22 protein-coding genes are annotated in these 25582 nt (G+C 70.7%); 11 read left to right on the top strand and 11 right to left on the bottom strand.

Annotated elements, in window-relative coordinates; translation table 11 throughout:
* Nucleotides 1-3 precede the first annotated feature (3 nt).
* Both dapC and IFU11_RS03890 read left to right on the top strand, forming a co-directional pair.
* A complete protein-coding gene (gene dapC, locus IFU11_RS03895) occupies nt 4-1125 on the top strand; it encodes a succinyldiaminopimelate transaminase (protein WP_342450852.1) in 1122 nt (373 codons plus the stop codon).
* Between the two features lie 179 nt (nt 1126-1304).
* The gene (locus IFU11_RS03890) at nt 1305-2564 is read left to right on the top strand and encodes a citrate synthase (protein WP_064296340.1); all 1260 of its coding nucleotides are present in this window, start codon (nt 1305-1307) and stop codon (nt 2562-2564) included.
* An 88-nt stretch (nt 2565-2652) separates the two neighbouring features.
* Here the strand turns inward: IFU11_RS03890 and dapD are convergent, their stop codons facing one another.
* The gene (dapD, locus tag IFU11_RS03885) at nt 2653-3630 is read right to left on the bottom strand and encodes a 2,3,4,5-tetrahydropyridine-2,6-dicarboxylate N-succinyltransferase (protein WP_071261031.1); all 978 of its coding nucleotides are present in this window, start codon (nt 3628-3630) and stop codon (nt 2653-2655) included.
* 51 nt (nt 3631-3681) lie between these two features.
* On the opposite strand from dapD, the gene dapE reads away from it, so the two are divergent.
* The 3 genes from dapE to IFU11_RS03870 all read left to right on the top strand — a co-directional run bounded on the left by dapE (nt 3682) and on the right by IFU11_RS03870 (nt 6269).
* Nucleotides 3682-4779: a succinyl-diaminopimelate desuccinylase gene (gene dapE / locus IFU11_RS03880; protein WP_071261029.1), complete on the top strand. Its 1098-nt coding sequence runs from the start codon at nt 3682-3684 to the stop codon at nt 4777-4779.
* Nucleotides 4769-5992 (top strand): hypothetical protein, encoded by a 1224-nt coding sequence (locus IFU11_RS03875; RefSeq protein ID WP_244631624.1) that lies wholly within the window; start codon nt 4769-4771, stop codon nt 5990-5992. The genes dapE and IFU11_RS03875 overlap by 11 nt, the downstream gene beginning before the upstream one ends.
* 103 nt (nt 5993-6095) lie before the next feature.
* Complete coding sequence (locus tag IFU11_RS03870) at nt 6096-6269, top strand: DUF3117 domain-containing protein (RefSeq protein ID WP_079002123.1); 174 nt, start codon at nt 6096-6098, stop codon at nt 6267-6269.
* Nucleotides 6270-6361: 92 nt separating this feature from the next.
* Here IFU11_RS03870 and IFU11_RS03865 read toward each other — a convergent pair whose 3' ends face one another.
* Entirely contained in the window at nt 6362-6994 is a 633-nt protein-coding gene (locus tag IFU11_RS03865) for an O-methyltransferase (protein ID WP_064296167.1), read from the bottom strand.
* A 71-nt stretch (nt 6995-7065) separates the two neighbouring features.
* Between IFU11_RS03865 and IFU11_RS03860 the strand changes: the two genes are divergently transcribed.
* Nucleotides 7066-7488 (top strand): Sec-independent protein translocase TatB, encoded by a 423-nt coding sequence (locus tag IFU11_RS03860; protein ID WP_192018199.1) that lies wholly within the window; start codon nt 7066-7068, stop codon nt 7486-7488.
* Nucleotides 7489-7523: 35 nt separating this feature from the next.
* On the opposite strand, the gene IFU11_RS03855 is transcribed toward IFU11_RS03860, so the two are convergent.
* From IFU11_RS03855 to IFU11_RS03845, 3 genes are read right to left on the bottom strand one after another with little or no spacing between them, the layout of a single operon-like run.
* A complete protein-coding gene (locus IFU11_RS03855) occupies nt 7524-8699 on the bottom strand; it encodes an Mrp/NBP35 family ATP-binding protein (RefSeq protein WP_371742716.1) in 1176 nt (391 codons plus the stop codon).
* Complete coding sequence (locus IFU11_RS03850) at nt 8692-9234, bottom strand: DUF1003 domain-containing protein (protein WP_071261025.1); 543 nt, start codon at nt 9232-9234, stop codon at nt 8692-8694. Before IFU11_RS03850 ends, IFU11_RS03855 begins: the two co-directional genes overlap by 8 nt.
* Nucleotides 9212-10525 (bottom strand): magnesium transporter MgtE N-terminal domain-containing protein, encoded by a 1314-nt coding sequence (locus IFU11_RS03845; RefSeq protein ID WP_079705545.1) that lies wholly within the window; start codon nt 10523-10525, stop codon nt 9212-9214. Before IFU11_RS03845 ends, IFU11_RS03850 begins: the two co-directional genes overlap by 23 nt.
* 68 nt (nt 10526-10593) lie before the next feature.
* Between IFU11_RS03845 and IFU11_RS03840 the strand changes: the two genes are divergently transcribed.
* The gene (locus IFU11_RS03840) at nt 10594-11097 is read left to right on the top strand and encodes a general stress protein (RefSeq protein WP_079705546.1); all 504 of its coding nucleotides are present in this window, start codon (nt 10594-10596) and stop codon (nt 11095-11097) included.
* 42 nt (nt 11098-11139) lie between these two features.
* On the opposite strand, the gene IFU11_RS03835 is transcribed toward IFU11_RS03840, so the two are convergent.
* Entirely contained in the window at nt 11140-12537 is a 1398-nt protein-coding gene (locus IFU11_RS03835; protein WP_192018198.1) for an aminopeptidase P family protein, read from the bottom strand.
* 41 nt (nt 12538-12578) lie between these two features.
* On the bottom strand, nt 12579-13616 hold the full coding sequence (locus tag IFU11_RS03830; protein WP_192018197.1) for an endonuclease/exonuclease/phosphatase family protein: 1038 nt from the start codon (nt 13614-13616) through the stop codon (nt 12579-12581).
* 82 nt (nt 13617-13698) lie between these two features.
* On the opposite strand from IFU11_RS03830, the gene IFU11_RS03825 reads away from it, so the two are divergent.
* Nucleotides 13699-14553: a PHP domain-containing protein gene (locus tag IFU11_RS03825; RefSeq protein WP_192018372.1), complete on the top strand. Its 855-nt coding sequence runs from the start codon at nt 13699-13701 to the stop codon at nt 14551-14553.
* 238 nt (nt 14554-14791) lie between these two features.
* Here IFU11_RS03825 and IFU11_RS03820 read toward each other — a convergent pair whose 3' ends face one another.
* The gene (locus tag IFU11_RS03820) at nt 14792-16351 is read right to left on the bottom strand and encodes a DEAD/DEAH box helicase (protein WP_192005224.1); all 1560 of its coding nucleotides are present in this window, start codon (nt 16349-16351) and stop codon (nt 14792-14794) included.
* Between the two features lie 136 nt (nt 16352-16487).
* Between IFU11_RS03820 and IFU11_RS03815 the strand changes: the two genes are divergently transcribed.
* The gene (locus IFU11_RS03815) at nt 16488-17207 is read left to right on the top strand and encodes a ferritin-like fold-containing protein (RefSeq protein WP_079705551.1); all 720 of its coding nucleotides are present in this window, start codon (nt 16488-16490) and stop codon (nt 17205-17207) included.
* A 75-nt stretch (nt 17208-17282) separates the two neighbouring features.
* On the opposite strand, the gene IFU11_RS03810 is transcribed toward IFU11_RS03815, so the two are convergent.
* Both IFU11_RS03810 and IFU11_RS03805 read right to left on the bottom strand, forming a co-directional pair.
* Entirely contained in the window at nt 17283-17582 is a 300-nt protein-coding gene (locus tag IFU11_RS03810) for a hypothetical protein (RefSeq protein ID WP_079705552.1), read from the bottom strand.
* Between the two features lie 2 nt (nt 17583-17584).
* Nucleotides 17585-17809: a DUF3107 domain-containing protein gene (locus IFU11_RS03805; protein ID WP_064296179.1), complete on the bottom strand. Its 225-nt coding sequence runs from the start codon at nt 17807-17809 to the stop codon at nt 17585-17587.
* Nucleotides 17810-17950: 141 nt separating this feature from the next.
* Between IFU11_RS03805 and IFU11_RS03800 the strand changes: the two genes are divergently transcribed.
* Nucleotides 17951-21136, top strand: a complete 3186-nt coding sequence (locus IFU11_RS03800) for a UrvD/REP family ATP-dependent DNA helicase (protein WP_192018196.1) — start codon at nt 17951-17953, stop codon at nt 21134-21136.
* On the top strand, nt 21100-24408 hold the full coding sequence (locus tag IFU11_RS03795) for a UvrD-helicase domain-containing protein (protein ID WP_371742715.1): 3309 nt from the start codon (nt 21100-21102) through the stop codon (nt 24406-24408). Before IFU11_RS03800 ends, IFU11_RS03795 begins: the two co-directional genes overlap by 37 nt.
* Here the strand turns inward: IFU11_RS03795 and IFU11_RS03790 are convergent.
* Nucleotides 24318-25577 carry a phosphotransferase gene (locus IFU11_RS03790; RefSeq protein ID WP_192018195.1) on the bottom strand — a complete coding sequence of 420 codons (1260 nt, stop codon included), beginning with the start codon at nt 25575-25577 and terminating at the stop codon, nt 24318-24320. The genes IFU11_RS03795 and IFU11_RS03790 overlap by 91 nt on opposite strands.
* Nucleotides 25578-25582 lie beyond the last annotated feature (5 nt).

Here is a 25582-nt window from a genome sequence, read left to right as displayed (position 1 = left end):
CGCGTGGCACTGCAGCCGCTGCCCGACTACCCGTGGGACCTCATGGTCCCGTATGCGGAGCAGGCCCGTCGGCACCCCGACGGCATCGTCGACCTCTCGATCGGTTCGCCGGTCGATCCGACTCCCGGCCTCATCCGGGATGCGCTCCGAGCGGCCACGGACGCACACGCGTACCCGACCACGGTCGGCACGCCCGAACTCCGGCAGGCGATCGTCGACTGGTTCGCGCGCCGTCGTGGTGTCGAGGGGCTCACCCTCGACGCGGTCCTCCCGACGATCGGCTCGAAGGAACTCGTCGCGCTGCTCGCCTTCCTCCTCGGCCTGGGCGCCGGCGACACCGTGGTCCACCCGGTGGCCGCCTATCCGACGTACGCGGTCGGCGCGGCGATCGCCGGAGCCGAGGCGTTCGCCTCCGACGACCCCGCCGAATGGCCGGAGAGCACCCGGCTGGTCTGGCTGAACTCCCCAGGCAACCCCGACGGTCGTGTCCTGTCGGTCGACGAGCTGCGCGCAGCCCGAGCCAGAGCCCGCGAACTCGGCGCCGTCCTCGTGGGCGATGAATGCTACGCGGAACTCGGCTGGGAGGGGGAGTGGTCCGACACCCCGACCCCGTCCGTGCTCGATCCACGCGTGACCGACGGCGACACCGAGGGTGTCCTCGCGATCTACTCCCTGAGCAAGCAGTCCAACCTGGCCGGCTACCGTGCCGCGTTCCTCGCGGGCGACGAGCGCCTGGTGCGTCGGCTGGTCACCGTCCGGAAGCACGCGGGTCTCATGCTGCCGGCCCCGCTGCAGGCCGCCATGGTCGCGGCGCTCGGCGACGACGCCCACGTGGCGGAGCAGAAGGCCCGGTACCGCGCCCGACGCGAGGTGCTGCTCCCGGCCGTCCGCGAGGCCGGGTTCCGGGTCGACCGCAGCGAGGCGGGACTGTACCTGTGGATCACCGAAGGCCAGGACGCCTGGGTGAGTATCGACCGCCTGGCGTCGATCGGTGTCCTGGCGGGTCCAGGGGTGTTCTACGGCGAGGCCGGACCGCAACACGTGCGGCTCTCCCTGACCGCTACCGACGAGCGCATCGCGGCCGCCGCGGCCCGACTTCGGGGACTCCGCCCGATTTCGGGGTGAACTCCAAGGAAGTCGCCGGATCACTGTGGGAAACAGCAGTAGGGTCCGAAGCCGATTAGGCTGTATGTGACACGCCGTCGTATCGGAGGGCGATGTCGAGTCCCTATCGCACAAAGATATGAGGAGGCGCCGTGGGCGACGTCGAGAAACAGGCTTCCACCGAGACGCAGCAGGTCACCCTGAACTACCCCGGCGGAACGGCCGAATTCCCGATCCACCAGTCAGCCCAGGGCGCGTCGAGTATCGACATCTCCTCGCTCACGCGGCAGACCGGCCTGACCACGCTCGACTACGGGTTCGTCAACACCGCGGCGACCAAGTCGGCGATCACGTACATCGACGGCGACCAGGGCATCCTGCGCTACCGCGGCTACCCGATCGAGCAGCTCGCCAAGCAGTCGACCTTCCTCGAGGTCGCCTGGCTGCTCATCCACGGAGAGCTCCCGACTGCCGACGAACTCGGCGGATTCGACGAGAAGATCCGGCGCCACACGCTCCTCCACGAGGACCTCAAGCGGTTCTTCTCGGCGCTCCCGCACACGGCGCACCCGATGGCCGTCCTGTCGAGCGCCCTGCAGGCCATGTCGACCTACTACGAGTCGGACGCCAATCCGCACGATCCCGACCACGTCGAGCTCACGACGGTCCGTATGCTCGCGAAGCTCCCGGTGATCGCCGCCTATGCGCACAAGAAGTCGGTCGGGCAGGCGTTCCTCTACCCCGACAACTCGTTGAGCTTCGTCGACAACTTCCTCAAGCTGAACTTCGGCAACCTCGCCGAGCCGTACGAGATCGATCCCGTCCTGTCGAAGGCGCTCGACCTCCTGCTCATCCTGCACGAGGACCACGAGCAGAACGCCTCGACCTCCACGGTCCGCCTCGTCGGCTCCACCGGAGCGAACCTCTACGCCTCCGTGTCCGCCGGTATCAACGCCCTGTCGGGTCCGCTGCACGGTGGCGCGAACGAGGCTGTCCTGCAGATGCTCGGCCGGATCCAGGAGTCCGGCGAGGGCGTGCAGCGCTTCGTCGACCGCGTGAAGAACAAAGAAGACGGCGTGAAGCTCATGGGCTTCGGGCACCGCGTCTACAAGAACTACGACCCGCGCGCCAAGCTCGTCAAGGAGAGCGCCGGCGAGGTGCTCCGGGCGCTCGGCATCAACGACCCGCTGCTCGACCTGGCTCAGGAGCTCGAGCAGATCGCCCTGGAGGACGACTACTTCAAGGAGCGCAAGCTCTACCCGAACGTCGACTTCTACACCGGCGTCATCTACAAGGCGATGGGCTTCCCGACGCGGATGTTCACGGTGCTCTTCGCCATCGGACGCCTGCCCGGGTGGATCGCCCACTGGCGTGAGATGAACCTCGACCCGCAGACCAAGATCGGGCGCCCGCAGCAGCTGTACACGGGTTCGCCCGAGCGTCCCTTCCCGACGCGCTAGTCCCGTCCGGTTCGGTCCCTGAGCCTGTCGAAGGGCGGCCCCGCATCCACCTCGGATGCGGGGCCGTTCTGCGTCCCGGGAGGCCGGGTCAGGCGTGCAGTGCCGCGTTCAGCTCGACGCCCGAGCCCGAGCGGGGGAGCACCTCGACGGCACCGGTGAGTGAGTTCCGACGGAACAGGAGGTTCGGGACACCCGACAGCTCGACCGCCTTGACCGTGCGCGGCGCGCCTTCGGCCGTGGCCGCAGCACCCGCGAGGACGACCTTGGTGCCCGCGGTCACGTAGAGACCCGCCTCGACCACCGAGTCGTCGCCGATCGAGATGCCGATGCCGGAGTTGGCGCCGAGGAGGGCGCGCTGACCGATCGCCACCCGCTGCGTCCCGCCGCCGGAGAGCGTCCCCATGATCGACGCACCACCCCCGATGTCGCTGCCGTCACCGACGACGACGCCCTGCGAGATGCGTCCTTCGACCATCGACGCGCCGAGGGTCCCGGCGTTGAAGTTGACGAAGCCCTCGTGCATGACGGTGGTGCCCGGTGCCAGGTGGGCGCCGAGCCGGACGCGCGAGGCGTCGGCGATCCGGACCTTGTCGGGCGTCACGTAGTCGAGGAGTCTCGGGAACTTGTCGATGCCGGTCGCGTGGATGCCGGCGCGGAGGAGCGACGGTCGGAGGCGGTCGAAGTCCGCGGGGTGGACGGGGCCGGCGTTGGTCCAGACGACGATGGGGAGGTGCGCGAAGACACCGTCGAGCGAGATCGTGTTCGGCTGGACGAGCAGGTGGCTGAGCAGGTGCAGCCGCAGGTAGGCGTCCGGGGTGCTCTGCGGAGCGGCCTGCAGCTCGATCTCGACCGTGACGATGTCGATGCGGACGGCCCGGCGCTCGTCGTCGGTCGCGAGGGCCTCGAGGTCTGCGGGGGCGATCCAGCGGTCGCGGCCCTCGGGGATCCGTCCGAGCGAGGGCTCGGGGAACCAGGTGTCGAGCACGGTGCCGTCGGCGGCGATGGTCGCGAGGCCGGAGCCCCAGGCGTGAGTCGGAACAGGGGTCTCGGCAGGCGCAGCGGTCATGGCTCCAGGGTACCGGCCAACACTCAGGTCGACGGCCAATACACTGGTGCCATGCCAGCCGAAGTCCCCGTACTCGACCTGTCCGTCTCCTCGGTGGAACTCACCCAGCAGCTGTGCGACATCGCCTCCGTCTCGGGGGATGAAGCCCGCATCGCCGACGCGATCGAGGCGTCGCTCGAGGGTCTCGAGCACCTGACGATCGTGCGCGACGGCGACACGGTGGTCGCTTCCACTTCGCTCGGACGTGCACAGCGGGTCATCATCGCCGGCCACATCGACACCGTCCCGATCAACGGAAACGTCCCGACCCGGTTCGAGGAGCGCGACGGCGAGGCGGTGCTCTGGGGTCGAGGGACGGTCGACATGAAGGGCGGCGTCGCGGTCCAGCTGAAGCTCGCGGCTGAGCTCACCGATCCCATCGTCGACATCACCTGGATGTGGTACGACAACGAGGAGGTCGCATCCGACCTCAACGGCCTCGGGCGTCTCGCGCGGAACCGTCCCGACCTCTTCATCGGTGACTTCGCGATCCTCGGCGAGCCGAGCAACGCCGGCGTCGAGGGGGGCTGCAACGGAACGCTGCGCGTCCACGTGAGCGCCCACGGCAAGCGCTCGCACGCGGCCAGGAGCTGGGTCGGCGTCAACGCGATCCACGCGATCTCACCGGTCCTCGCGACGCTCGCCTCGTACACGCCACGGGAGGTCGAGGTCGACGGGCTCGTCTACCGGGAGGGCGTCAACGCGGTCGGGATCACCGGCGGCGTCGCCGGGAACGTGATCCCCGACCTCGTCACCGTCGAGGTGAACTACCGCTTCGCTCCGAGCCGGACGGGTGCCGAGGCGCTCGCCCACCTCGAGGAGCTCTTCTCCGGCTTCGAGGTCGTGCAGACGGACGTCGCGGAGGGTGCTCGTCCCGGGCTCGACGCGCCGATCGCCCAGGACTTCCTGGCCGCGGTCGGCGGCACACCGGCCCCGAAGTACGGCTGGACGGACGTCGCACGCTTCTCCGCGCTCGGCGTCCCCGCCGTCAACTACGGACCGGGTGACCCGCTCCTCGCCCATGCCGACGACGAGCGCGTCCCGCTCGCGCACATCGAGGACTGTGAGCGCGGGCTCCGCGCCTGGCTGACCGGGCCCGATGGTCGCTGACGCGGCCCACTCGACCGAGGTCGAGGAGCGGCCGTCGATGCTCCGGCGCTGGGCCCGCCTGCCCTGGTGGGGGCGGATCACCATCGTGTACGTGCTGTCCCGCCTGGTGACGACCGCGATGTTCGCGGTCGCGAGTCTGCTGCAGGCGCCGGACTCCCGGTTCGGCGCGTTCCCCTCGCTCGGCACGCTCGCCGCCGGCTGGGACGGACAGTGGTACTGGTGGATCGCGACGTACGGCTACCCGACCCAGCTGCCGCTCGACGACGCCGGCCGGGTCGCGGAGAACGCGTGGGCGTTCATGCCGGTCTATCCGGGGGGCGTGAAGGCGCTCTCGGTCGTCACCTTCCTGCCGTGGCCGGTCATGGCCGTGATCGTCTCGTTGTGCTGCGGCTTGGGGGCGGCTCTGCTGTTCCACCGGCTCCTGCGCATCCGTCTCGGCGATGAGCGGGCGATGTTCGCCGTCGTACTGTTCTGCATCGCCCCGCTCAGCGCCGTGTTCCAGGTCGCCTACGCGGAATCGATGTTCCTGCTGCTGCTGACGCTCGCACTGCTCCTGCTCGTGACGCGCCGGTACGGCTGGCTCCTCGCGGTCATCCCGGTCATGGCGTTCACCCGTCCCGGAGTCCTGGCCTTCTCGCTCCTGCTGGGCCTCCATCTCATCGTGCGGATCGTCACCCGTCACCGCGACCCGCTCGCGCGCCGGGAGGTCGTCCTCATCCTCGCGGGCGGGGCCCTCGCCGCCCTCGCCGGATTCGCGTGGATGGTCATCGCCGGTCTCGTCACCGGGACGCCGGAGGCGTACCTCGAGACGGAGCTGGCGTGGCGGGCCGCATTCATCGGGGAGCAGCCCCTCGTCCCGTTCTCGGCCTGGATCCAGGGCGGTCAGTTCTGGTTCGGGGATGGTCCGGGCATCGCCGTCGTCGCCGCGATCTTCGTCGGCTCCGTCGTGCTCCTGTTCCTCCCGCCGGTGCGCCGGCTCGGTGTCGACCTCCGGTTGTGGGTGGGGTCGTACCTCCTCTACCTCTTCGCGGTGTTCTTCCCGCAGACGAGTGTCTTCCGGCTGCTCGTACCGGTCTTCCCACTCCTCGGTGCGGTCGCCGTCCCACGGAACCGTTGGTATCGCGGTGGCGTCGTCATCGTCTCGCTGGCGTTGCAATGGTGTTGGATCTTCGTCATGTACGGCCTCGCGAACGCGTATTGGACCATTCCCTGAGTGCGGATCCGGCGTCATCCTGCGCCTCGCCGCGCTCAGGATTATCACGAGCCCCCGTGATACGAGATAATGGGGGTCAGTCGAATAACGAGAGGGGACTCGCATGGCCGCAATGAAGCCACGCACCGGAGACGGGCCAATGGAGGCCGTGAAGGAGGGTCGGCTCATCATCGTGCGAGTGCCTCTTGAAGGGGGAGGGCGTCTCGTCGTGTCGGTCAACGACGCAGAGGCTCAAGAACTGCATGATGCACTCGCGGGTGTGGTGAGCGCGGGCTGATCCCCGTCACCGACGCCGCATGAGCCGAGAACCGGCCGTCATCACTGCTCTCAGAGTCAGGATGGCGGCCGGTTCGTCGTCGTGCGGAGGGCTCAGAGGTTCGGTTTGGTGATCTGCAGGAGGCCGTCGCCGGCGGGGGACAGGGCGCTGACGACCGCGTCGGACGCGGAGATCTCCTGGACGAGCGAGCGGAAGAGTCCTGTGGTCTCGTCCCGCTGAGCCGGATCGGCCACGCGGCCTCGCCAGAGCGCATGCGGGACGAGCACGGTGCCGCCGGGACGCACCAGACGGAGTCCGTGCTCGACGTACTCGATGACCGATCCCGGGTCGCCGTCGACGAGGACGAGGTCGTAGGAGTTCTCGTTCATCCGCGGCAGGACGTCGAGCGCGCTGCCGGTGATGAGGCGGATGCGGTTGGTCGTGATGCCGGCCTCCGTGAACGCCGCGCGTGCCTGCTGCTGGTGCACGATCTCGGTGTCGATGGACGTCAGCACCGCGCTCGTGGCACCGCGAAGCAGCCAGAGCCCGGAGACGCCGGTGCCGGTCCCCACCTCGACGATGGACTCCGCGCGGGTGGCCGCGGCCACCACCGCGATCTGCGCGCCGATCGCCGGGGAGATCGGTTCGACGCCCAGTTCGTGCGCGTGAGCGCGCGCCGTGAGCATCGCCGCGCTCTCGACGACGACGTCGCCCGCGTACTTCCAGTTGAGATTGTGTTCTGACACCTTGCCTCCGGATCCCAGCGTATGGCCTGCAACTGCTCCGACAGCTGAGGCTCGCGCGGTAGTCTGATGTCGTGTTCGGTCTGACCTTCGACAAACTCCTCATCATCGGGGTCATCGCCGTGTTCCTGCTGGGTCCTGAACGGCTGCCGTACTACGCCTCCCAGCTGGCGCGACTCGTCCGCACCCTCCGAGACCTCGCCTCCGGCGCCAAGGATCGGATGCGCGAGGAGATGGGGCCGGAGTTCGACGAGGTCGACTGGAAGAAGCTCGACCCGCGTCAGTACGATCCGAGACGCATCATCCGAGAGGCGCTCCTCGACGACGAGCCTCCGGTGACGCCGACGGTCGCGACGACCGCTCCGCTCGACGCGGCTCCCGCAGCCGTTCCGTCGCTCGAGAAGCCGAAGTCGATCCAGGCGGCGACCGACGAGCGCCTGCGCCGACTCGCCGCCGGAGAGACCGCCGCGCCCCCGTTCGACCTCGAGGCCACCTGAGTCCGCTTCGGTCGCACACGTCCGAGCCGGACGGCTCAGTTCGTGCTGACGCCGAGACGACGACCGGCGAGGCCACGCGGTCTCGCAGCGAGCTGACCGGCCAGGCGGAGGATCTCGGCCGCCGCGGGATCCGTCGGATCCGAGAGGACGATCGGCAGCCCGGCGTCTCCGCCCTCCCGAAGCGGAACGCTGAGCGGGACCGAGGCGAGGAGCGGTACCGGGGCGTCCTGGCCGATCGACAACCTCGCTGCGAGCGCCTCGCCACCCCCTGAGCCGAACAGCTGCAGGACGCTGCCGTCGGGCTGGGGGAGACCCGCCATGTTCTCGATGACGCCGTGGACGCGCTGCCCGGTCTGGCGAGCCACCACGCCGCTGCGCTCGGCCACCTCGGCGGCAGCCGGCTGCGGTGTCGTGACGACGAGCACCTCGGCGTGGGGGAGCAGCTGGCCGATGGAGATGGCGACGTCCCCGGTGCCGGGCGGGAGGTCGAGGAGCAGTACGTCGAGGTCGCCGAAGAACACGTCGGTCAGGAACTGCTGGATGGTGCGGTGGAGCATCGGTCCGCGCCAGGCGACGGCGACGGCGGTGGTGCCGTCCGTCGGTGCGTCGATGAACATGCCGATCGAGACGACCTTCACGCCGTGGGCGACGGGTGGCAGGATCATGTCGCCGACCTGCGTCGGTTTGACGGCCAGGCCGTCCTCGACCAGGCCGAGGAGCCCCGGGATGGAGAACCCGTGGACGTCCGCGTCGACCAGGCCGACCCGCAGGCCGCTGGCGGCGAGTGCGACGGCCAGGTTCGCGGTCACCGTCGACTTCCCGACCCCGCCCTTGCCGCTCGTGACGGCGTACACGCGGGTCAGGGAGTCCGGGCCGAACGGGATGCCGCGGGCGGTGCGGCCGCCTCGCAGGCGCTCCGTGAGTGCCTGACGTTCCGCCGTCGACATCACCTGGACGTCGACCGCGACGCTCGTCACCCCGGGGGTCGCCGCGGTGGCCTCGCGCACGTCGCGCTCGATGCTCGCCGCTGCCGGGCAGCCGACGATCGTGAGCTTGATCGTGACGTCGGCGGCACCGGCGTCGTCCACCGTGATCGGGCCGACCATGTCGAGTTCGGTGATCGGTTTGCGGATCTCGGGGTCGATGACGCGTGCGAGCGCGGTCCTGATCCGCTCGGCGAGGCCGGTGTCAGCCGCGCCGGCGTCAGCCACGCCGACGCTCGGGCCCGTCGTGTTCGGGCTGGTCGGTGCGATCCCGATCGAGTTCCTCGAGGAGGGAGCGCAGTTCGGCGCGGATGAAGTCCTTCGACGCCATGTCCTTAAGGGCCAGTCGCAGCGCGACGACCTCACGGGCGAGGTACTCGGTGTCGGCGAGGTTGCGTTCGGACCGCTGACGGTCCTGTTCGATCTGCACCCGGTCGCGGTCGTCCTGTCGGTTCTGGGCGAGCAGGATCAGCGGCGCCGCGTACGAGGCCTGGAGCGACAGCACGAGGGTCAGGGCGACGAAGCCGATGTCGACCGAGTCGAACCGGAGGGCGAGTGGACCGTAGGTGTTCCAGGCGATCCACAGGATGACGAAGAGGGTGAGACCGAGGAGGAACCACGGGGTGCCCATCGCCCGGGCGATCCACTCGGTGAACCGGCCGAAGCGGTCGCGCGAGGCCGGGGCGCGGCGGATGGAACGGACGGAACTCCGAAGCCCCTTCGGAGCGTCGAGCCGGACCTCATTGCGGGGAGCTCGTGCCACGACCTGCCCTCCTTCCGTTCGATCCGAGCCGCTGTTCCGACGCCGGGAGTTCATCGTTCTCGTCGATGCTGCGCCAGTCGTCCGGGAGCAGGTAGTCGAGGACGTCGTCGATCGTCACGACCCCCAGGAGCCGGTGCTGTTCGTCGACGACGGGTACCTGGACGAGGTTGTAGCTCGCGAGGATCCGCGAGACCTCGGCGGCGGAGGTCCGCACGCCCACCGGATCGAGGCTCTGATCGAGCAGGGTCCCGAGGCGCTCGTGCGGCGGGTAGCGGAGCATGCGCTGGAAGTGCACCATCCCGAGGAAGCGTCCCGTCGGCGACTCGTAGGGCGGCAGGGTGATGCAGACTCCGGCCGCCAGCGCCGGTGCCAGCTCGGAGCGTCGGATCGACGCGAGGGCCTCCGCGACGGTGGCGTCGGCGGAGAGGATGATCGGCTCGGTCGTCATGAGGCCACCAGCGGTCTCGGGGTCGAAGCGGAGCAGCATGCGGACGTCCTCCGCCTCCTCCGGCTCCATGAGTTCGAGGAGGTGCTCACCGCGGTCCTCGGGGAGCTGGGCGATGAGGTCCGCCGCGTCGTCCGGCTGCATCTGATCGAGGACGTCGGCTGCGCGGTCGTCGTCGAGCTGGGCGAGGATCTGCACCTGGTCCGTCTCGGGCATCTCCTCGAGCACGTCCGCGAGGCGGTCGTCCGACAGCTCCTCCGCGACCTCGATCATCCGGTCGCGCGGGAGGTCGAGGAGCGTGTTCGCGAGGTCGGCCGGTTTCAGGTCGGCGTAGGTCGCGATGAGCTGCTCGGCGGACTGGGCCTCGCCGAGCTCCTGCTCCTCGCGCAGCTCGTTCCAGGTGGCGAAGGTCGTCGGGCCCTTCACGAAGGGGGAGGCGGTGGTCTTCGGGCGGCGGACGAACAGCTGCGACACCTGCCACTCGCCGGGGCCCTGCTCCTCGATGGCGACGTCCTCGATCGTCGCCTCCTCGCCGGTGGCGCGGAAGACGACGCGTCGGCCGAAGAGTTCGGCGATCACGCGCACCTCGCCACCGCGCTGCTCGAACCGGCGGACGTTGATGAGTCCCGTGGTGATGATCTGCCCGGCGCCGATGCTCGTCACGCGGCCGATCGACACGAACACACGGCGTTTCCCGGGGATCTCGACGATGAGGCCGACGACCCGCGGGGGTTTGCCGGTGCGGTAGACGACGAGCACGTCCCTGACCTTGCCGACACGATCGCCCGCGGGGTCGAAGACGGTGCACCCGGCGAGCCTGGCGACGAACACTCTGGTTGCACTCACGACTACTAACCTACCCGCCGGTGGTCGGCCTGGAGTGCCCGCTCCAGGCGGGGTGAGAGGATGGAGGCATGAGTGATCCGCGACAGTTCGGCCGGAAGGGCGCCCCGGCGCTCGGCGTCATCCCGCGAGGCGAGACGGTGGCCAGCTACGAGAGCTACGAGTCCGCGCAGGCCGCGATCTCGTCGCTCGCCCACACCGATTTCCCGGTCAAGGAGATCTCGATCGTCGGCAGTGATCTCAAGAGCGTCGAACGCGTCACCGGTCGCCTCAGCTACGGCCGTGCTGCGGGAGCCGGTGCGGTCAGCGGTGCCTGGCTCGGACTGTTCCTCGGGCTCGTCCTCGTCATCTTCAACCCCGAGACGAACCTCATGCTGCTCGGTGCCGCGGTGCTCATGGGTGCCGCGTTCGGCATGCTGTTCGGCATCGTGTCGTACTCGGTGACCCGCAAGCGACAGGAGTACACCTCGGCCACGCTCGTCGTGGCGACGCGCTACGACCTCATCGTCGGCGGTGAGCTCGCGAACCGCGCACGCAACCTCCTGGAGCGCGGCCCGGAGACCGACGCGGGCTGATCCAGCCGCGTCAGGCTCCGAGCCGTCGCCCGGCGGCCGGGCTCAGCGCGCGAGCCAGGCCTCGACCTCGTCCGCGGTGCGCGGGATGCCGGCTGACAGGTTCTCCGCGCCGTCCTCGGTGACGAGGATGTCGTCCTCGATCCGGACGCCGATGCCGCGGTACTCCTCGGGGACCGTGAGGTCGTCGACCTGGAAGTAGAGGCCGGGTTCGATGGTGAAGACCATGCCGGGCTCGATCACGGCGTCGGCGTACATCTCGCGGCGGGCCTGGGCGCAGTCGTGCACGTCGGTGCCGAGGTGGTGGCTCGTCCCGTGCACCATGTACCGCCGGTGCTGCTCGTTCTCCTTCAGGAGGGCTTCCTCGGCGGTGACGGGGAGCAGGCCCCACTCGGCGGTCTTGCGTGCGATGACCGCCATCGCGGCCGCGTGCACCTCGCGGAACCGGATGCCGGGGCGGACGATGGCGAAGGCCTCGTCGGCCGCCTCACGGACGGCCTCGTAGACCCGACGCTGGACCTCGGTGAACGTGCCGGACACCGGGATCGTGCGGGTGATGTCGGCGGTGTAGTAGCTGTCGAGCTCGACGCCGGCGTCGATGAGGATGAGGTCGCCCGGGACGACCCGTCCGTCGTTGCGCGTCCAGTGGAGGATGCAGGCGTGCGGCCCGGCGGCGGCGATGGTCTCGTACCCGACGCCGTTCCCGTCGGCGCGAGCCCGCCCGGCGAAGACGCCCTCGACGATGCGCTCGCCGCGCTGGTGAGCGAGGACCTTCGGGAGTTCGGCGACGACGTCGTCGAAGCCGCGCGCGGTCGCGTCGACGGCAAGACGCATCTGCGCGATCTCGTAGGCGTCCTTCACGAGGCGCATCTCGGACACGGCGCGCGTCAGGTCGTCGTCGACGTCGACCGTGAGATCGGCGGCGTCGGCGGTGAACGCCGAGAGGTCGGCGGTCGCGACCGCGAGGTCGGCTGCCACCTGGGCGAGCGACGGACGCGCGCCGATCCAGAACTCGCCGATCGCGGCGTTCGTGTAGAACTCGTCGGTGTCGCGGCCCGCTCGCTCGCGGAAGTACAGGGTCGCGGTGTGGCCGGACTCCTCGGGATCGAGCACGAGGACGCTGTCGGGCTCGGTGTCGGCCGCCCAGCCGGTGTAGTACGAGAAGGCGGAGTGCGCCCGGTACAGGTAGTCGGTGTCGTTCGACCGTTGCTTCATCCCGCCCGCGGGGAGGACGAGACGCTGACCGGGGAACTGGGCCGAGAGGCGTTCACGACGAGCCGCTGCGAGGCCGGCGGTCTCCCGCGGCTCCGGCAGGACCTCTGGGCGGTCGGCCCACCCGGTGCCGATGAAGGCGCGGAAGCCCTCCGACCAGGCGGCCGCCCGGTTGGAGGTCGCCTCGGTCTGGACGGTGTTCGAACTGGATGTGTCTGCGGAAGTCGCCATGCCTCCATTGTCGCACTGCGGTCGCGACAGGCACCCGACGCTCAGCTCGCCGTGCGGGGGAGCAGCGTCGCGACCACGGGCCGGTGATCGCTGCCCGTGCCGTCGACGTCGGTCAGCACGTGAGCCGACACCGTGACCCATCCCGGTGTCGCCATGACGTGGTCGATCGGCGCGCCGAGGACCGCCGGGAGCTCGGTCGGCCAGGTACCGAGCCCGGCTGCCGCGTCGGCTGCGGCGGCGTCGTGGCACGCGCCGAGGTCGCCGACGCCGCGCAACCCGGCGAGGTGGTCGAGCGTCGCGTTGAAGTCACCGGCCATGATCACGTCCGCGTCGTCGGTGCAGCGGCCGGCGAGATCGGCGAGTTCCGCGCGCCAGTCGTCGAGCCGACTCGGCAGTGGGGCCGTGGTGTGGACGGCGACGAGGGTCGGTCCGCGACCGAGGACCGGATCGGCGATGAGGGTCTCCGAGCGCTCGATGGCGGTCGGGCCGGTCGCCGTCGGTGCACGGACCGCGTACTCGCCGAGTCCGGTGCTGATGAGGAGGCTCGTCCCTCCTGCGTCGGCGTCGGTCGAATGCGCGACCATCGGCCGTCCGGCGGCGGTCATCGCGGCGGCGACGACCGCCGCGGTGTCGGACGAGGTCTCCGGCAGGGAGACGACGTCGGCGCCCTCACGCACCGCGATCGCCGCGATCGTGCCGGGATCGACGGCGTCGCCGAGGGTGTTCCAGGCGAGGACCGTGACCTGATCCGCGAGATCGGTCGCCTCTCCGGCGACCATCTGGTCGTCGACCCCGCGGTTGGCGGTGACGACGGCGCCGGTGACCGAGACCGCAGCGAGGACGACCGCCAGGATGGCGGGGAGCACGCGGCGGGATCCTCGGACCAGGATCGCCGTCACGAGGCAGAGGAGGACGCCGCCCGCGGCGGCGATCGCCACGAGGAGGCGGAACGCGCTCAGCTGGACGACGACCTGGGCCTGCTCGAGACCGAACAGCCCGGGGAGGACGGCGACGACCAGCAGGGCCGTGGTCGCGATCGCGAGCACGGCCGCGATGACGCCACCGACGGTCTTCAGCACCCGCGTCAGCGTAGGCGAGCGGTCTGGGAGTCCTCGGGGCAGGACCTGCGACTAGGGTGGAAGCGTGGTGAGCGCTCGAGACATGCACGGCCCCGCCGATCTGCACACGCACTCGAGCGTCTCGGACGGCACGGAGACGCCGACGCAGCTGATGCGCGCGGCCGGTGCCGCGGGGCTCGGCACGATCGCCCTCACCGACCACGACTCCACCGCCGGCTGGGCCGAGGCGGCGGTCGAGTCGCGGCGCCAGGGCATCACCCTGCTCCCCGGAATGGAACTGAGCACCCGCTATGAGTGGCGGAGCGTGCACCTGCTCGCATACCTCATCGATCCGTTGAACGGCGACCTGCTCCAGGAGACCGCGAAGATCCGGGAGTCCCGGCTCCGGCGGGCCGAGGGCATCGTGGCACGCATCGGTGGCGACTACCCGCTGTCCTGGGCGGACGTCCTCGCGCAGACCCGCGAAGGTGCGACCGTCGGACGGCCCCACATCGCTGACGCCCTCGTCGCCCTCGGGATCGTGGCCGACCGTGGCGAAGCCTTCGACGGCATCCTGCATCCGCGCACCGGCTACTACGCGCCGCACTACGCGCCCGACCCGCTCACCGCGGTCAAGCTCGTCCGCGCCGCCGGTGGCGTCCCCGTGATCGCCCACCCGGTCCCGGCCGGCCGCGACCGGATGCTGCCCGAGCCGTACTTCCGTGAACTCGCTGAAGCGGGCCTGTTCGGGCTCGAGATCGAGCATCGCGAGAACACCGAGGAGGGGAAGGTCGTTGTGCGGCGGATCGCCTCCGAGCTGGGTCTCGTCGCGACCGGTTCGAGCGATTATCACGGAACCGGGAAGCCGAACCGCCTCGGCGAGAACACCACGGACATCGACGTGGTCCGACGCATCGTGGCCGAGGCCACCGGCTCGGCACCCGTCCTGCCCGACTGATCTGCGGCGCGTCCGGAGTGCCCTTCGACAGGCTCAGGGACCGGGGTGTACTTCTCCCGGTCACTGAGCTTGTCGAAGTGCCCACGGGGACGAAGCGGATGTGCGGGGACGATGGTCGGAGCACCCTTCGACCGGCTCAGGGACCGGTATCCTTCGGTCACCAACCGGGTCGAGCGCCGCGCTCGCGACATGCAGAACGCCCGCATCCGGAAGGGTGCGGGCGTTCTGCGTGGCGGATCTACGCCGTGGGGGCCGGGGGAGCGGTGCGGCGCGTCCGGCTCCGGCGGCGGGGAGCGCTGTTGCCGTCGCGGTGCTCCGGACCGTGGCCGTCGTGGGTGCCTGCTGCGGGCGCGCTGCGGTCGACGGTGTCGGTCGAGGCGGCGTCGTGCGTCCGCGAGTGGGCGCGGGTGCTCGGCTGGGACTCGAGGCGGGTGCTGGTCGGCTGCGTGCGGTCGCCTCCGCGTCCGCCGCGCTCACCTCCGCGACCGCCGCTGGTCCGTGAACCGTCGCGTCCGCCGCCGGTCCGCGAACCGTCGCGTCCGCCTGCGCTCCGCGAACCCTCGCGTCGCGGAGCGGGCTCGACGGCCTTGGCGGGCTTCAGCCGGCCCTTCGTGCCTTCGGCGATCCCGAGGTCGGTGAACAGGTGCGGGCTCGAGGAGTAGGTCTCCGTCGGTTCCGGCTGACCGAACTCGAGGGCGCGGTTGATGAGCGCCCACTTGTGGAGGTCGTCCCAGTCGACGAACGTGACGGCGATACCCGTCTTCCCGGCGCGACCGGTACGGCCGACGCGGTGGAGGTACGTCTTCTCGTCCTCGGGGATCGTGTGGTTGATGACGTGGGTGACGTCGTCGACGTCGATGCCACGGGCGGCGACGTCGGTGGCGATCAGGACGTCGCGCTTGCCGGCCTTGAACGACGCCATCGCCCGCTCGCGCTGCTCCTGGTTCAGGTCGCCGTGCACCGCTGCGGCGTTGAACCCGCGGTCGGTCAGTTCCTCGACGAGCTTCGCGGCGGCACGCTTGGTCCGCGTGAAGATCACGGTCTTGCCGCGACCCTCGGCCTGCAGGATGCGCGAGATCACCTCGTCCTTGTCGAGCGAGTGCGCGCGGTAGATGAGGTGCTTGATGTTGGCCTGCGTGAGCCCCTCGTCGGGGTCGCTCGCACGGATGTGGATCGGCTTGCTCATGAAGCGGCGGGCCAGGGCCACGATCGGACCGGGCATGGTCGCCGAGAACAGCATCGTGTGACGCGCGGCGGGAGTCTTGGAGAAGAGCTTCTCGATGTCGGCGAGGAAGCCGAGGTCGAGCATCTTGTCGGCCTCGTCGAGCACCATCTCGGTGATGCCCGAGAGGTCGAGGAGGCGCTGGTTGTTGAGGTCGATGAGACGGCCGGGCGTGCCGACGACGATCTGGGCGCCGGCCTTCAGCTGCTCGATCTGACCCTCGTAGGCCTTGCCGCCGTAGATGGACACGAGCGTCGTCGACCGGTTCGAGATGAGGATCTCGATGTCCTCGGACACCTGGACGGCGAGCTCACGGGTCGGGACGACGACGAGGGTCTTGACGCCGGGAGCCGGGTCGAGGCCGAGGCGCTGGACGATCGGGATGCCGAACCCGAAGGTCTTGCCCGTGCCCGTCTTGGCCTGGCCGATGATGTCCTGGCCGGCGAGCCCGAGGGGGATCGTCTGCTCCTGGATGGGGAATGGTTCGATGATGCCCTTGGTCGTGAGGGCGTCGACGATGTCCTGGTCGACACCGAGATCAGAGAAAGTCACGGAGATACCTGTCAGTGCAGTCATGGTCTACACCTTCGATTGCACACAGGTGTAGGGCCCCGATCCGACGCCGGGGCACGGCTATTCTACCCGGGACGTCCCGAGAGGCCGCTGGGCGCGCGGAACACGGCGATCGGCGCGCTGCGGATAGGGTGGTCGCATGGCTCGTTGGTTTGCACGACGTCGGCGTCCCGGCACCCAGACGCCTCGTCTGCGCTCGCGGGAGGACGCCGTCCAGGCGACCCGTGTCGACCTCCACGAGCTCGCGCCCAGCACCGCGGACTACCTCGGTCAGGTGGCGCAACTGCAGCTCGGGTTCTTCATGACGCTGTCGTTCGCGGTCGAGCACGCTCCGAACGACGCCGATCGGGAGACGGTTGCCGAGGCCGCCGCCACGGCGCTGCGCAAGCACCAGGCGCTCCTCGCCTGGCTCCGCCGGACGAGCGACGACCCGGGCGCCGTGCTCGAACCCTACGCACGCACGCGGGACGAGTTCCAGGCGATCCTGCGCACCGGCACCTGGGACGAACTCCTGCTGGGCGTCCTCGTGGCGCGGGGCTTCCTCGACGAGTTCTTCGCGCAGCTCGCGCGCGGCCTGGACGGGGCGGACGCCCGCGACCTGGCTGCGATCGTCGCCCCCGGTCCGGAGGAGGACCCGCTCGTCGGGATCCTGCACCGGGTGATCGCAACGCACCCCGAGCGAGCTTCGACGCTCGCGATGTGGGGCCGTCGGTTGCTCGGCGACACCATGCTCGTCGCCAGGTCCGCCCTCGTGACCGAGAGTAAGGCGCTGCCGGACGACGCCCGGGTCGAACCGGTCTACACGGAGCTCATCGCGAACCACACCAGACGGATGGACGCGCTCGGGCTCACGGCCTGACCGGTCGTCCCCTCCGACACGACGACGCCGCCACTCCGGGTGGAGCGACGGCGTCGATCGATCGAGCGCTTCGGGTCAGGCGGCGACGCCCTGCTGCAAGCGGGTCAGCATCGCCTCGTCCGACGAGGTGCGGACGCGGACGAGCACGAGGTCGACCACCACACTCACGACGACGGACGCGCCGAAGGCGAGCACCCAGATCCAGCCGCCGTCCCACGCCATGCCGGCCCACGTCGCCGCGACCCAGACGACGGCGGCGACGAGCGTCGCGACCGCCGGGATGAGCGCGGCCCCGTGCTGGTCGCGGCCGGGCAGGAGGTAGCGGACGGCGAGACCGAGGATGGCACCGCCGAGCACGACGAAGAGGAGTTCCATGATCAGCCGACGAATCCGATGCGGCGGGACTCCTCGGTTCCGAGCTCGACGTAGCCGATGCCCGCGGTCGGGATGAGGTAGCTGGTGCCCTTGTCGTCCTTGAGTGCGAGCAGCTTGGCGTCCGTCTCGAGCGCGGTCTTGACCGCCTGCTCGATCTCCGACGCCGGCTGCGAGGTCTCGAAGCCGATCTCGCGAGGGCTGTTGAGGATTCCGATGCGAATTTCCACCTTGAGTGCCTTTCGGTTGCGTAGGGCAAGACTACGGGAGTCGTGGTCCTCCGACCGGCGCGGGTCGGCTGCTGTCAGCGAACAGCGGAACGCCGGTCGGCCGTCGCGGCGATGTCGGGAGGCTCCGGTAACGTGCGGACCATGACGGTTCCCGACGCCTCCGACGATCCGACGGGTGCGGTTCGTGACGCGGACCGCGCGCCCGTCGGCGACCCGGCTGTCGGCACGGGCGTCCGGCTCGACGACTCGCAGGATGCCGTGCTGCGGCTCGCGGACGACCGGTCCGCCGTCGTGCTCGGGGCTCCCGGCACGGGCAAGACCACGACGCTCATCGAAGCGGTGGCGGAACGCGTGCACTCGCGCGGTCTGCGTACCGACGAGGTGCTCGTCATCGCCTCCTCCCGGTCGTCGGCGCAGGTCCTCCGCGACCGCCTCGAGGCACGGGTCGCGCGCGCCACACCCGGATCCCTGGCGCGCACCGCCATCTCCCTCGCGCTCGAGGTCATCGCGGGCTCCGGGGCGTTCGCCGGTTCAGGACGACCACGGTTGCTGACGGGCGGCGAGCAGGACCAGACCATCGCCGAGCGACTCCTCGGTGACGAACAGGACGCGACCGGTCCACTGTGGCCCGCCGAGCTCGGTCCCGAGGTCAGGCGCCTGCAGGGGTTCCGCACCGAGCTCCGGAACCTCATGGAACGCAGCGTCGAACACGACGTCGCGCCCGCCGAGCTGCGTCGGCTCGGTACGGAGCACGGGCGTCCCGAGTGGGTCGCGTCCGCGGGCTTCATCGAGGGGTTCCTCGCCGACGACTGGCGCGGACACCTCACGCCCGCGGCGGCCCTCGCCCGCGCCGTTCGGCTCCTCGACGAACAGGAACCGGGAACGGGCGTGCTCGGCAGCCTGCGGGTGGTCTTCGTGGACGACGCCCAGGAGGCGACCCACGGCGTCCTTCAGCTGTTCGCCGCGCTCGCCCGACACGGGGTCACGATCGTCGCGTTCGGCGACCCCGACCTCACGACGGGGGCCTTCCACGGTGCCCGAGCCGACGCGCTCGGGCGGTTCGCCGAGGTGCTCGGTCGCCCGGTGGACACGCTCGTCCTCGGGCAGGTCCACCGCGGGACGCCGGACATCCGGGCGACCATCCGCGGCGTCGCCGAACGCATCGGCACGGCCGGCGCCGGACTCCATCGCACGGCCGCGCCACCGGTCGATGACGCGGAGGCCCCCGAGCACTCCGTCGTCACCGTGGCGGCCGGTTCCCCGGCCGAGCAGATCGCGGTCGTCGCACGCTTCCTCCGCGAGCGCCACGTCCTCGACGGCGTCGCGTGGGCCGACATGGCGGTGGTCGTCCGCAGCGGCGGGCTGATCCCGGCGATCGAACGGGGCTTGTCCTCCCTCGAGGTGCCCACCCGGGCGAGCACCGGCGGAGCACCGCTGCGCGACCACCCGTTCGTCAGGTCGGTCCTCCTCGCCATGTCGGTGGCGCTCGGACGGACGCCGCTCGACGCCGAGGTCGTGACCGAACTCCTCCACAGCGCGCTCGGCGGACTGGACTCGATCGGGGTCAGGCGACTCCGGGCCGCGCTCCGGCACGCCGATCTCGCTGAGGGCCTCGACCGCAGCGCGGACCGCCTGCTGGAAGAGGCGTTCGCCGTCCCCGGTGCACTCATCGGACTCGAGACGCCCTCCGCCGCCCGCGCCCGCTCACTCGCCGACAGCCTTGCCGAGGCGAGCGCGCAGGCGGCGGCGGGCGCGTCGGCCGAGGAGCTCGTCTACGGCCTCTGGTCGCGGAGCAGGCTCGAGCGCTCCTGGGTCTCGCTGTCGAAGGGCAGCGGTCAGGCCGCCGAGGAGGCGAACCGCGACCTCGACGCGATCACCCAGCTGGCCGATGCGGCACGCACCTTCGTCGAGGCGGAGCCCGACACCCCGGCCTCCGTCTTCCTCGACCGCCTGCTCGAACAGACGGTCGGCGACGACTCCCTCGCGCCGACGGGCCTCCGGGAGGCGGTCACGATCGCGACGCCCGCGGCCCTGGTCGGGACCGCGTTCGACACGGTCGTCGTCGCCGGCATGCAGGACGGCGTGTGGCCCAACCTGCGGGTCCGCGACTCACTGCTCGGCGCCTCGGAGCTTGTGGAGCTGCTGGAGGGCACTGCCACGGCGACGGCGGACGCACGACGCGCCGTCCTCCACGACGAGCTCCGACTCTTCGCCCAGGCGACCTCCCGTGCGCACCGGTCGCTCATGGTGGTCGCGGTCGTCGACGACGACCACCAGGCGAGCCCGTTCCTCACGCTGCTCCCGGAACCCGATCCGCACCGGGCATCCCTGTCGCCCCTGTCGCTCCGGGGGCTCGTCGGCACCCTGCGTCGCTCGCTCACCCGCCGGATCCGCCCCGCGGACCCGGCCGAGCGTGCCGCGTCCGCCTCGGCCCTGGCCATCCTCGCGACAGCGGGAGTCCCCGGCGCTCCGACCGAGGAGTGGTACGGCGTGGCCGCACCGAGCTCGACGGCACCGCTGCACGACCCCGCCGTCGAGGAGCTGCCGGTCTCCCCGTCCCGCATGGAGGCCTTCGAGGAGTGCCCGCTGCACTGGGCGATCGCCCGACTGGGCGGCGGAGCCTCCGGGTTCGCCTCCGGGCTCGGCACGATCGTGCACGCCGCGCTCGAACACGCCGAGTCCTCCGACGAGGCCGCGCTCTGGGCAGCGGTGGAGGACCGCTGGGACGAACTCCACTTCGAGGCGGCCTGGGAGGGCGCGGCGACGAAACGGCGTGCGGCGGAACTCGTCCACCGGTTGTCGGCGTACCTCCACGACGCGGAGCGGGCGGGCGTGACCTCGATCGGCAACGAGAGCCGGTTCAGCCTCCGCATCCCCATCGGTGAGTTGGGCGGCGCGGCCGTGCTCGGCGGCTCGATCGACCGCGTCGAACTCGTGCCCGACGCCGACGGGACGCGACGCGTCGTGATCGCCGACCTCAAGACCGGCGGCTCGGCGCCCAGACAGGACCGGGAGGTCGCCGACATGGCGCAGCTCGGTGCCTACCAGCTCGCGCTGGCGTCCGGTGCGATCACCGGTACTGAGGGGCTGCTGAGCGGTGGCGCGAAGCTCATCGTCGTGTCGGCCGGCACGAAGCGCAAGGAGTACTACGACCCGGCCCAGCCCGCCTTCGACGACGAAGCCCTCGAGCGCTTCCGCGAGCGTGTTCTGGCGGACGCGGTCGGCATGGCGGGCGCGGTGTTCGAGGCCCGTGTCGGGACCCACTGTCATGACCCGTTCGCGTTCGGCGAGTGCGCCATCCACGTCGTCCCGGCGGTGAGCTCGTGAGCACGGAGGAGACCTACTCGGCCGAGATGCTCGCCGGCCTGCTCGGCCTCCCACAACCGACGACGCAGCAGGTCGAGGTCATCGAGGCCCCCATGGCGCCCGTGCTCGTCGTCGCCGGTGCCGGGAGCGGGAAGACCGAGACCATGGCCTCACGCGTCGTGTGGCTGCTCGCCAACCGGCACGTGAGCGTCGACGGGATCCTGGGGCTCACCTTCACCAGGAAGGCCGCGGGCGAGCTGGCGGCGCGGATCGGCAAGCGGATCGCCGCCCTGCAGGACATCGGGATCCTGGATCCCGCGGCGGACGCGCTCTTCGACCGTCCCGAGGTGTCCACCTACAACGCCTATGCGAACGCCCTGTTCCGCGACAACGCCCTCCTGGTGGGCCGTGAGCCCGAGTCGGTCCTGCTGTCCGAGGCGTCCGCCTGGCGACTCGCGAGGCGCGTCGTGGTCCGGCACGGAGACGACCGGCTCGCCACCCTCGGCAAGTCCGTCGACCAGGTAGCCGAGCTCGTCCTCTCACTGAGTCACGAGCTCGCCGAGATCGATGGCACCACCGAGGAGCTGCTCGGCTTCGTGGAACGGTTCGTCGGCATCGGCGAGCTCCCCGACGGCGGTCGCGGGGCCTACGCGCAGATCGACCAGGCCGTCGAGGTCGTGGGTGCCCTGCCGGTCCTGCTCGACCTCGCGCACCGGTACGCCGACGAGAAGCGCCGGCAGGGACTCGTCGAGTTCTCCGACCAGGTCGCCCTCGCGCTCGCCGCCTGCGAACGTTCGCCGAAGGTCGCCGCCGTCGCACGCGATCGCGCGGGCGTCGTCCTGCTCGACGAGTACCAGGACACCTCGGTCGTGCAGACCAGACTGCTGTCGACCCTGTTCGCCGACCACCCCGTCATGGCGGTCGGCGACCCGCACCAGTCCATCTACGGCTGGCGCGGGGCGAGCGCGGCGAACCTCGCACGGTTCTCCCGCGACTTCGGTCGGGAGGTCGCCGCCACCCAGTTCAACCTGTCCACGAGTTGGCGGAACGACCGCACGGTCCTCGAAGCCGCGAACGTCCTCGTCCGCCCGTTGCAGCAGCAGGCGCAGACGGCGGGGAAGCTGCGTGTCCTCGACCTCGAGCCGAAGCCCGGCGCCGGGGCGGGCTCCCTGGCCGTCGAGTTCCCCGAGACCGGTGCCGAGGAGATCCGGGTGGTCGCCGAGTGGTGCGCGGACCGGTTGCTCGCAGAACGCGGGGGAGACCCGGCCGGTTCGGCCGCGATCCTGTTCCGGGCGCGTCGACCGATGCAGGAGTTCGCCGACGGCCTCGCCGCGCTCGGCGTCCCCCACCACATCCTCGGCCTCGGCGGTCTGCTCTCCTCACCGGAGATCGTCGACGTGACGGCGGCACTGCGGGTCATCCACGATCCCGGTGCCGGGTCCTCGCTCATCAGGCTCTTGAGCGGGCCTCGCTGGCGGATCGGCGTCCACGACCTCGGACACCTCGTGGAGGTGGCCCGGTACCTGCAGGCCATCGACTGGAAGACGAAGCGGTACGACGCCGAACTGGCCGCCCGGCTCCGTGAGTCGGTCGCCGACGACGACGGGCGGTCGATCATCGACGCGCTCGACTTCATCGCCGCCGACCGCGTGCCGGCCGGCCTCGCCGCCGGGTTCACCGACGAGGCGCGTTCGCGTCTTCGGGAGGCCGGACTGGTGTTCGCCTCCCTGCGGCGTCGTGCGGGCAGCGGCCTCCCCGATCTCGTCAGAGCGGTCGAGCGCGAGTTGCGGCTCGACATCGAGGTCGTCGCGAACGAGTCGACCGGCTCCGCGGCGCGCGCTCCGGCCAGACTGCAGGCGTTCCACGACGAGGTCATCTCGTTCATCCAGGCGGAGGAGCAGGTGACGCTCGGCAGCCTGCTGGCGTGGATCGACCGCTCGCTCGCCCGAGACGACCTCGGACCGGCGAGCGACGCACCCGACCAGGGTGCGGTCCAACTGCTCACCATCCACGGTTCGAAGGGCCTCGAGTGGGATCATGTCGCGATCCCGCGGCTCGTGGTCGACGAACTGCCAGCCAAACCGAAGGACGGCAAAGGCTGGGTCCGTCTCGGGACGCTGCCGTACGACTTCCGAGGCGACGCAGCGGAGCTGCCGGAGTTCGCCTGGCGGACGGCCGAGACGCGGAAGGAGGTCGTCGACGCTCAGCTCGCCTTCTCGGAAGCGCTCGGCGAACGCGCGCTCGACGAGGAACGCCGGCTCGCGTATGTGGCGGTGACCCGCGCCAAGCACGACCTCCTGCTCACCGGCTCGTTCTGGTCGGGCGATCGGAAGCGGCCCCGTGCTGCGAGCACCTACCTCCTGGAGCTGGCCTCGGCGGGCGTCATCGCACCGCTCCCCGCCGCCTCCGCCTTCGAGGAGAACCCGGTCGACTCCGGTGCCGCGGTCCTCGACTGGCCACTCGATCCGCTCGGCGCGCGTCGGAGCGTCGTCGAGCGGGCGGCGGCCGAGGTCGACCAGCGGCGCGGGCGGTCCGAGTCCGAGCTGCTGGCGACCCTCGGCCCCCTCGAGAACGAGCTGACGCTGCTCCTCGAGGAACGACGCCGTGCCGCGACGACGACCGCGCGCGGTGAGCTCCCCGTGCGCATCCCCGCGTCCAAGTTCAAGGAGTTCGTCACGGAACCGGAGGCCGCACTCGAACGTCTGCGTCGCCCCGTCCCGCAGCGGCCCTACCGGCAGACCCGCCTCGGGACCCGGTTCCATTCGTGGGTCGAGGCGCACTACGGACGCTTCGGATTGCAGGAGCTGGTCGACGCGCTCCCCGAGGAGCTCGACGTCGAACGCCCGGGGCCGGACGCGTCGGAGGGGATCGGGTTCGACGAGCTCACCGAGCGGTTCCTCGCCTCGGAATGGGCGGACGTCCGACCGATCGAGGTCGAGACCGAGATCCACGTGCCGCTCGGCGACACCGGACGAGTGGTGGTCTGCAAGCTCGACGCGGTGTTCGAGCGCGGGGACCGGTTCGAGATCGTCGACTGGAAGACCGGCGCGGTACCCACGACGCCGGAGGACGTGCGGAACGCCTCGTTCCAGCTCGCGCTCTACCGTCTGGCGTACGCGCACCACCGGGAGGTCGACCCCGAGCGCATCGACGCCGTGCTCTACTACGTGAGCCACGACGTGCAGCTCCGGCCGGAACGCCTCTACTCGGAGGAGGAGCTCCTGTCGGAGTGGGAGCGGTCCTTCGGGGAGGCCGCCGAGTCCCAGAGCTCGAACGACGAGGTGTCGATCTGATCCGTGGCGTTCGCGTCCGCGTCGGTTCCGGCGTGGTCGCGATCCTCGTCGGCCTCACCGTCGTCGGTGTCGTCGTCGTCCGAGCCGCCGGGATCGCGGCCGAGGGCGCGCTCGAGCTCTGACCGGTCATAGGTGTCGGTCTGCATGGCGATGCCGGGGGAGGACGAGCCGATCGGCGTGCGGTCGAGCATGTCCTCGACCTCGTCGACGTCGAGGACGGGTCCGGTCGTGGTGCCGAGGGGGTCCGTCACGTCGCCGAGCACGCGGTCGACGAGCCCGTCGAGCATCGCGACCGCGTCCTCGACGATGGTCTCGTCATGGCTGTCGCGGCCGTGCAGGAGCCAGCGGGCGATCTCGAGTTCCGCGTAGAGGCGGGCGCGGAGCGTGACGAAGCGGTCGGGTCCGCGGGAACACGAGGCCGCGTAGGCGGACAGCGCCTGCTCGCCGGTCGCGCCGAGCGTCGCGATCCAGTGGAGGTCGAGGGCCGGGTCGCCGACCCGCAGCGAGCCCCATTCGATGACGCCGTTGACGAGTCCGTGGCCGTCCTGACGAATGACGAGCACCCGGTCGGCGGCGAGGGATCCGTGGATGACGGTGGGCTGGAACTGCCAGAGTGAGTGGTCCTCGACGGCCGCCTGCCAGCGCTCCCGGACGGCGGTCGGGAGGAGCCTCGTCTCGGCGGCGCGGGACACGATGCGGTGCGCGTCCGCCCGGATGAGCTCGGTGGACAGCAGCGGGAGGCCCGCTTCCGCGATGAAGGCCGTCGGGAGGGAGTGGATCGCGGCGACCGCGGCACCGAGCGAGTCGGAGAGGACCTCGTCGCGGCCGAGCGCGGTCGGGTCGAGGTGACTGCCGGCCACGAAGTCGAGCACGACGGCGCGAGTGCCGTCGACGGGCAGTTGGCCCACGACGGTTGGAGCGTCGAAGGGCAACCTGCTGCGGATACCGGGCGTGAGTGCGCGAAGGGCGATGAGGTCCGCGGACTGCTCCGTCTCGGCCTGCTGTGAGGTCGGGATGCGCACGATGAGCTCGCGCCCGTCGGCCGTCACGAGACGGGCCGCGTCGTAGTTCCCCTCGCCGCCGGCGGTGTGCGCGCCGGAGCCGCGGACCTGGAGGTCGGCGACGGCCGAGGTGGCCAACGCGGCTAGAGTGAGATGGGATCTGGCCATGACAT

This window comes from Plantibacter sp. CFBP 8804, from assembly GCF_014841225.1.
GTDB classification, from domain to species: Bacteria; Actinomycetota; Actinomycetes; order Actinomycetales; family Microbacteriaceae; genus Plantibacter; species Plantibacter auratus.
This window is presented reverse-complemented; position numbering and strand designations above follow the sequence as displayed.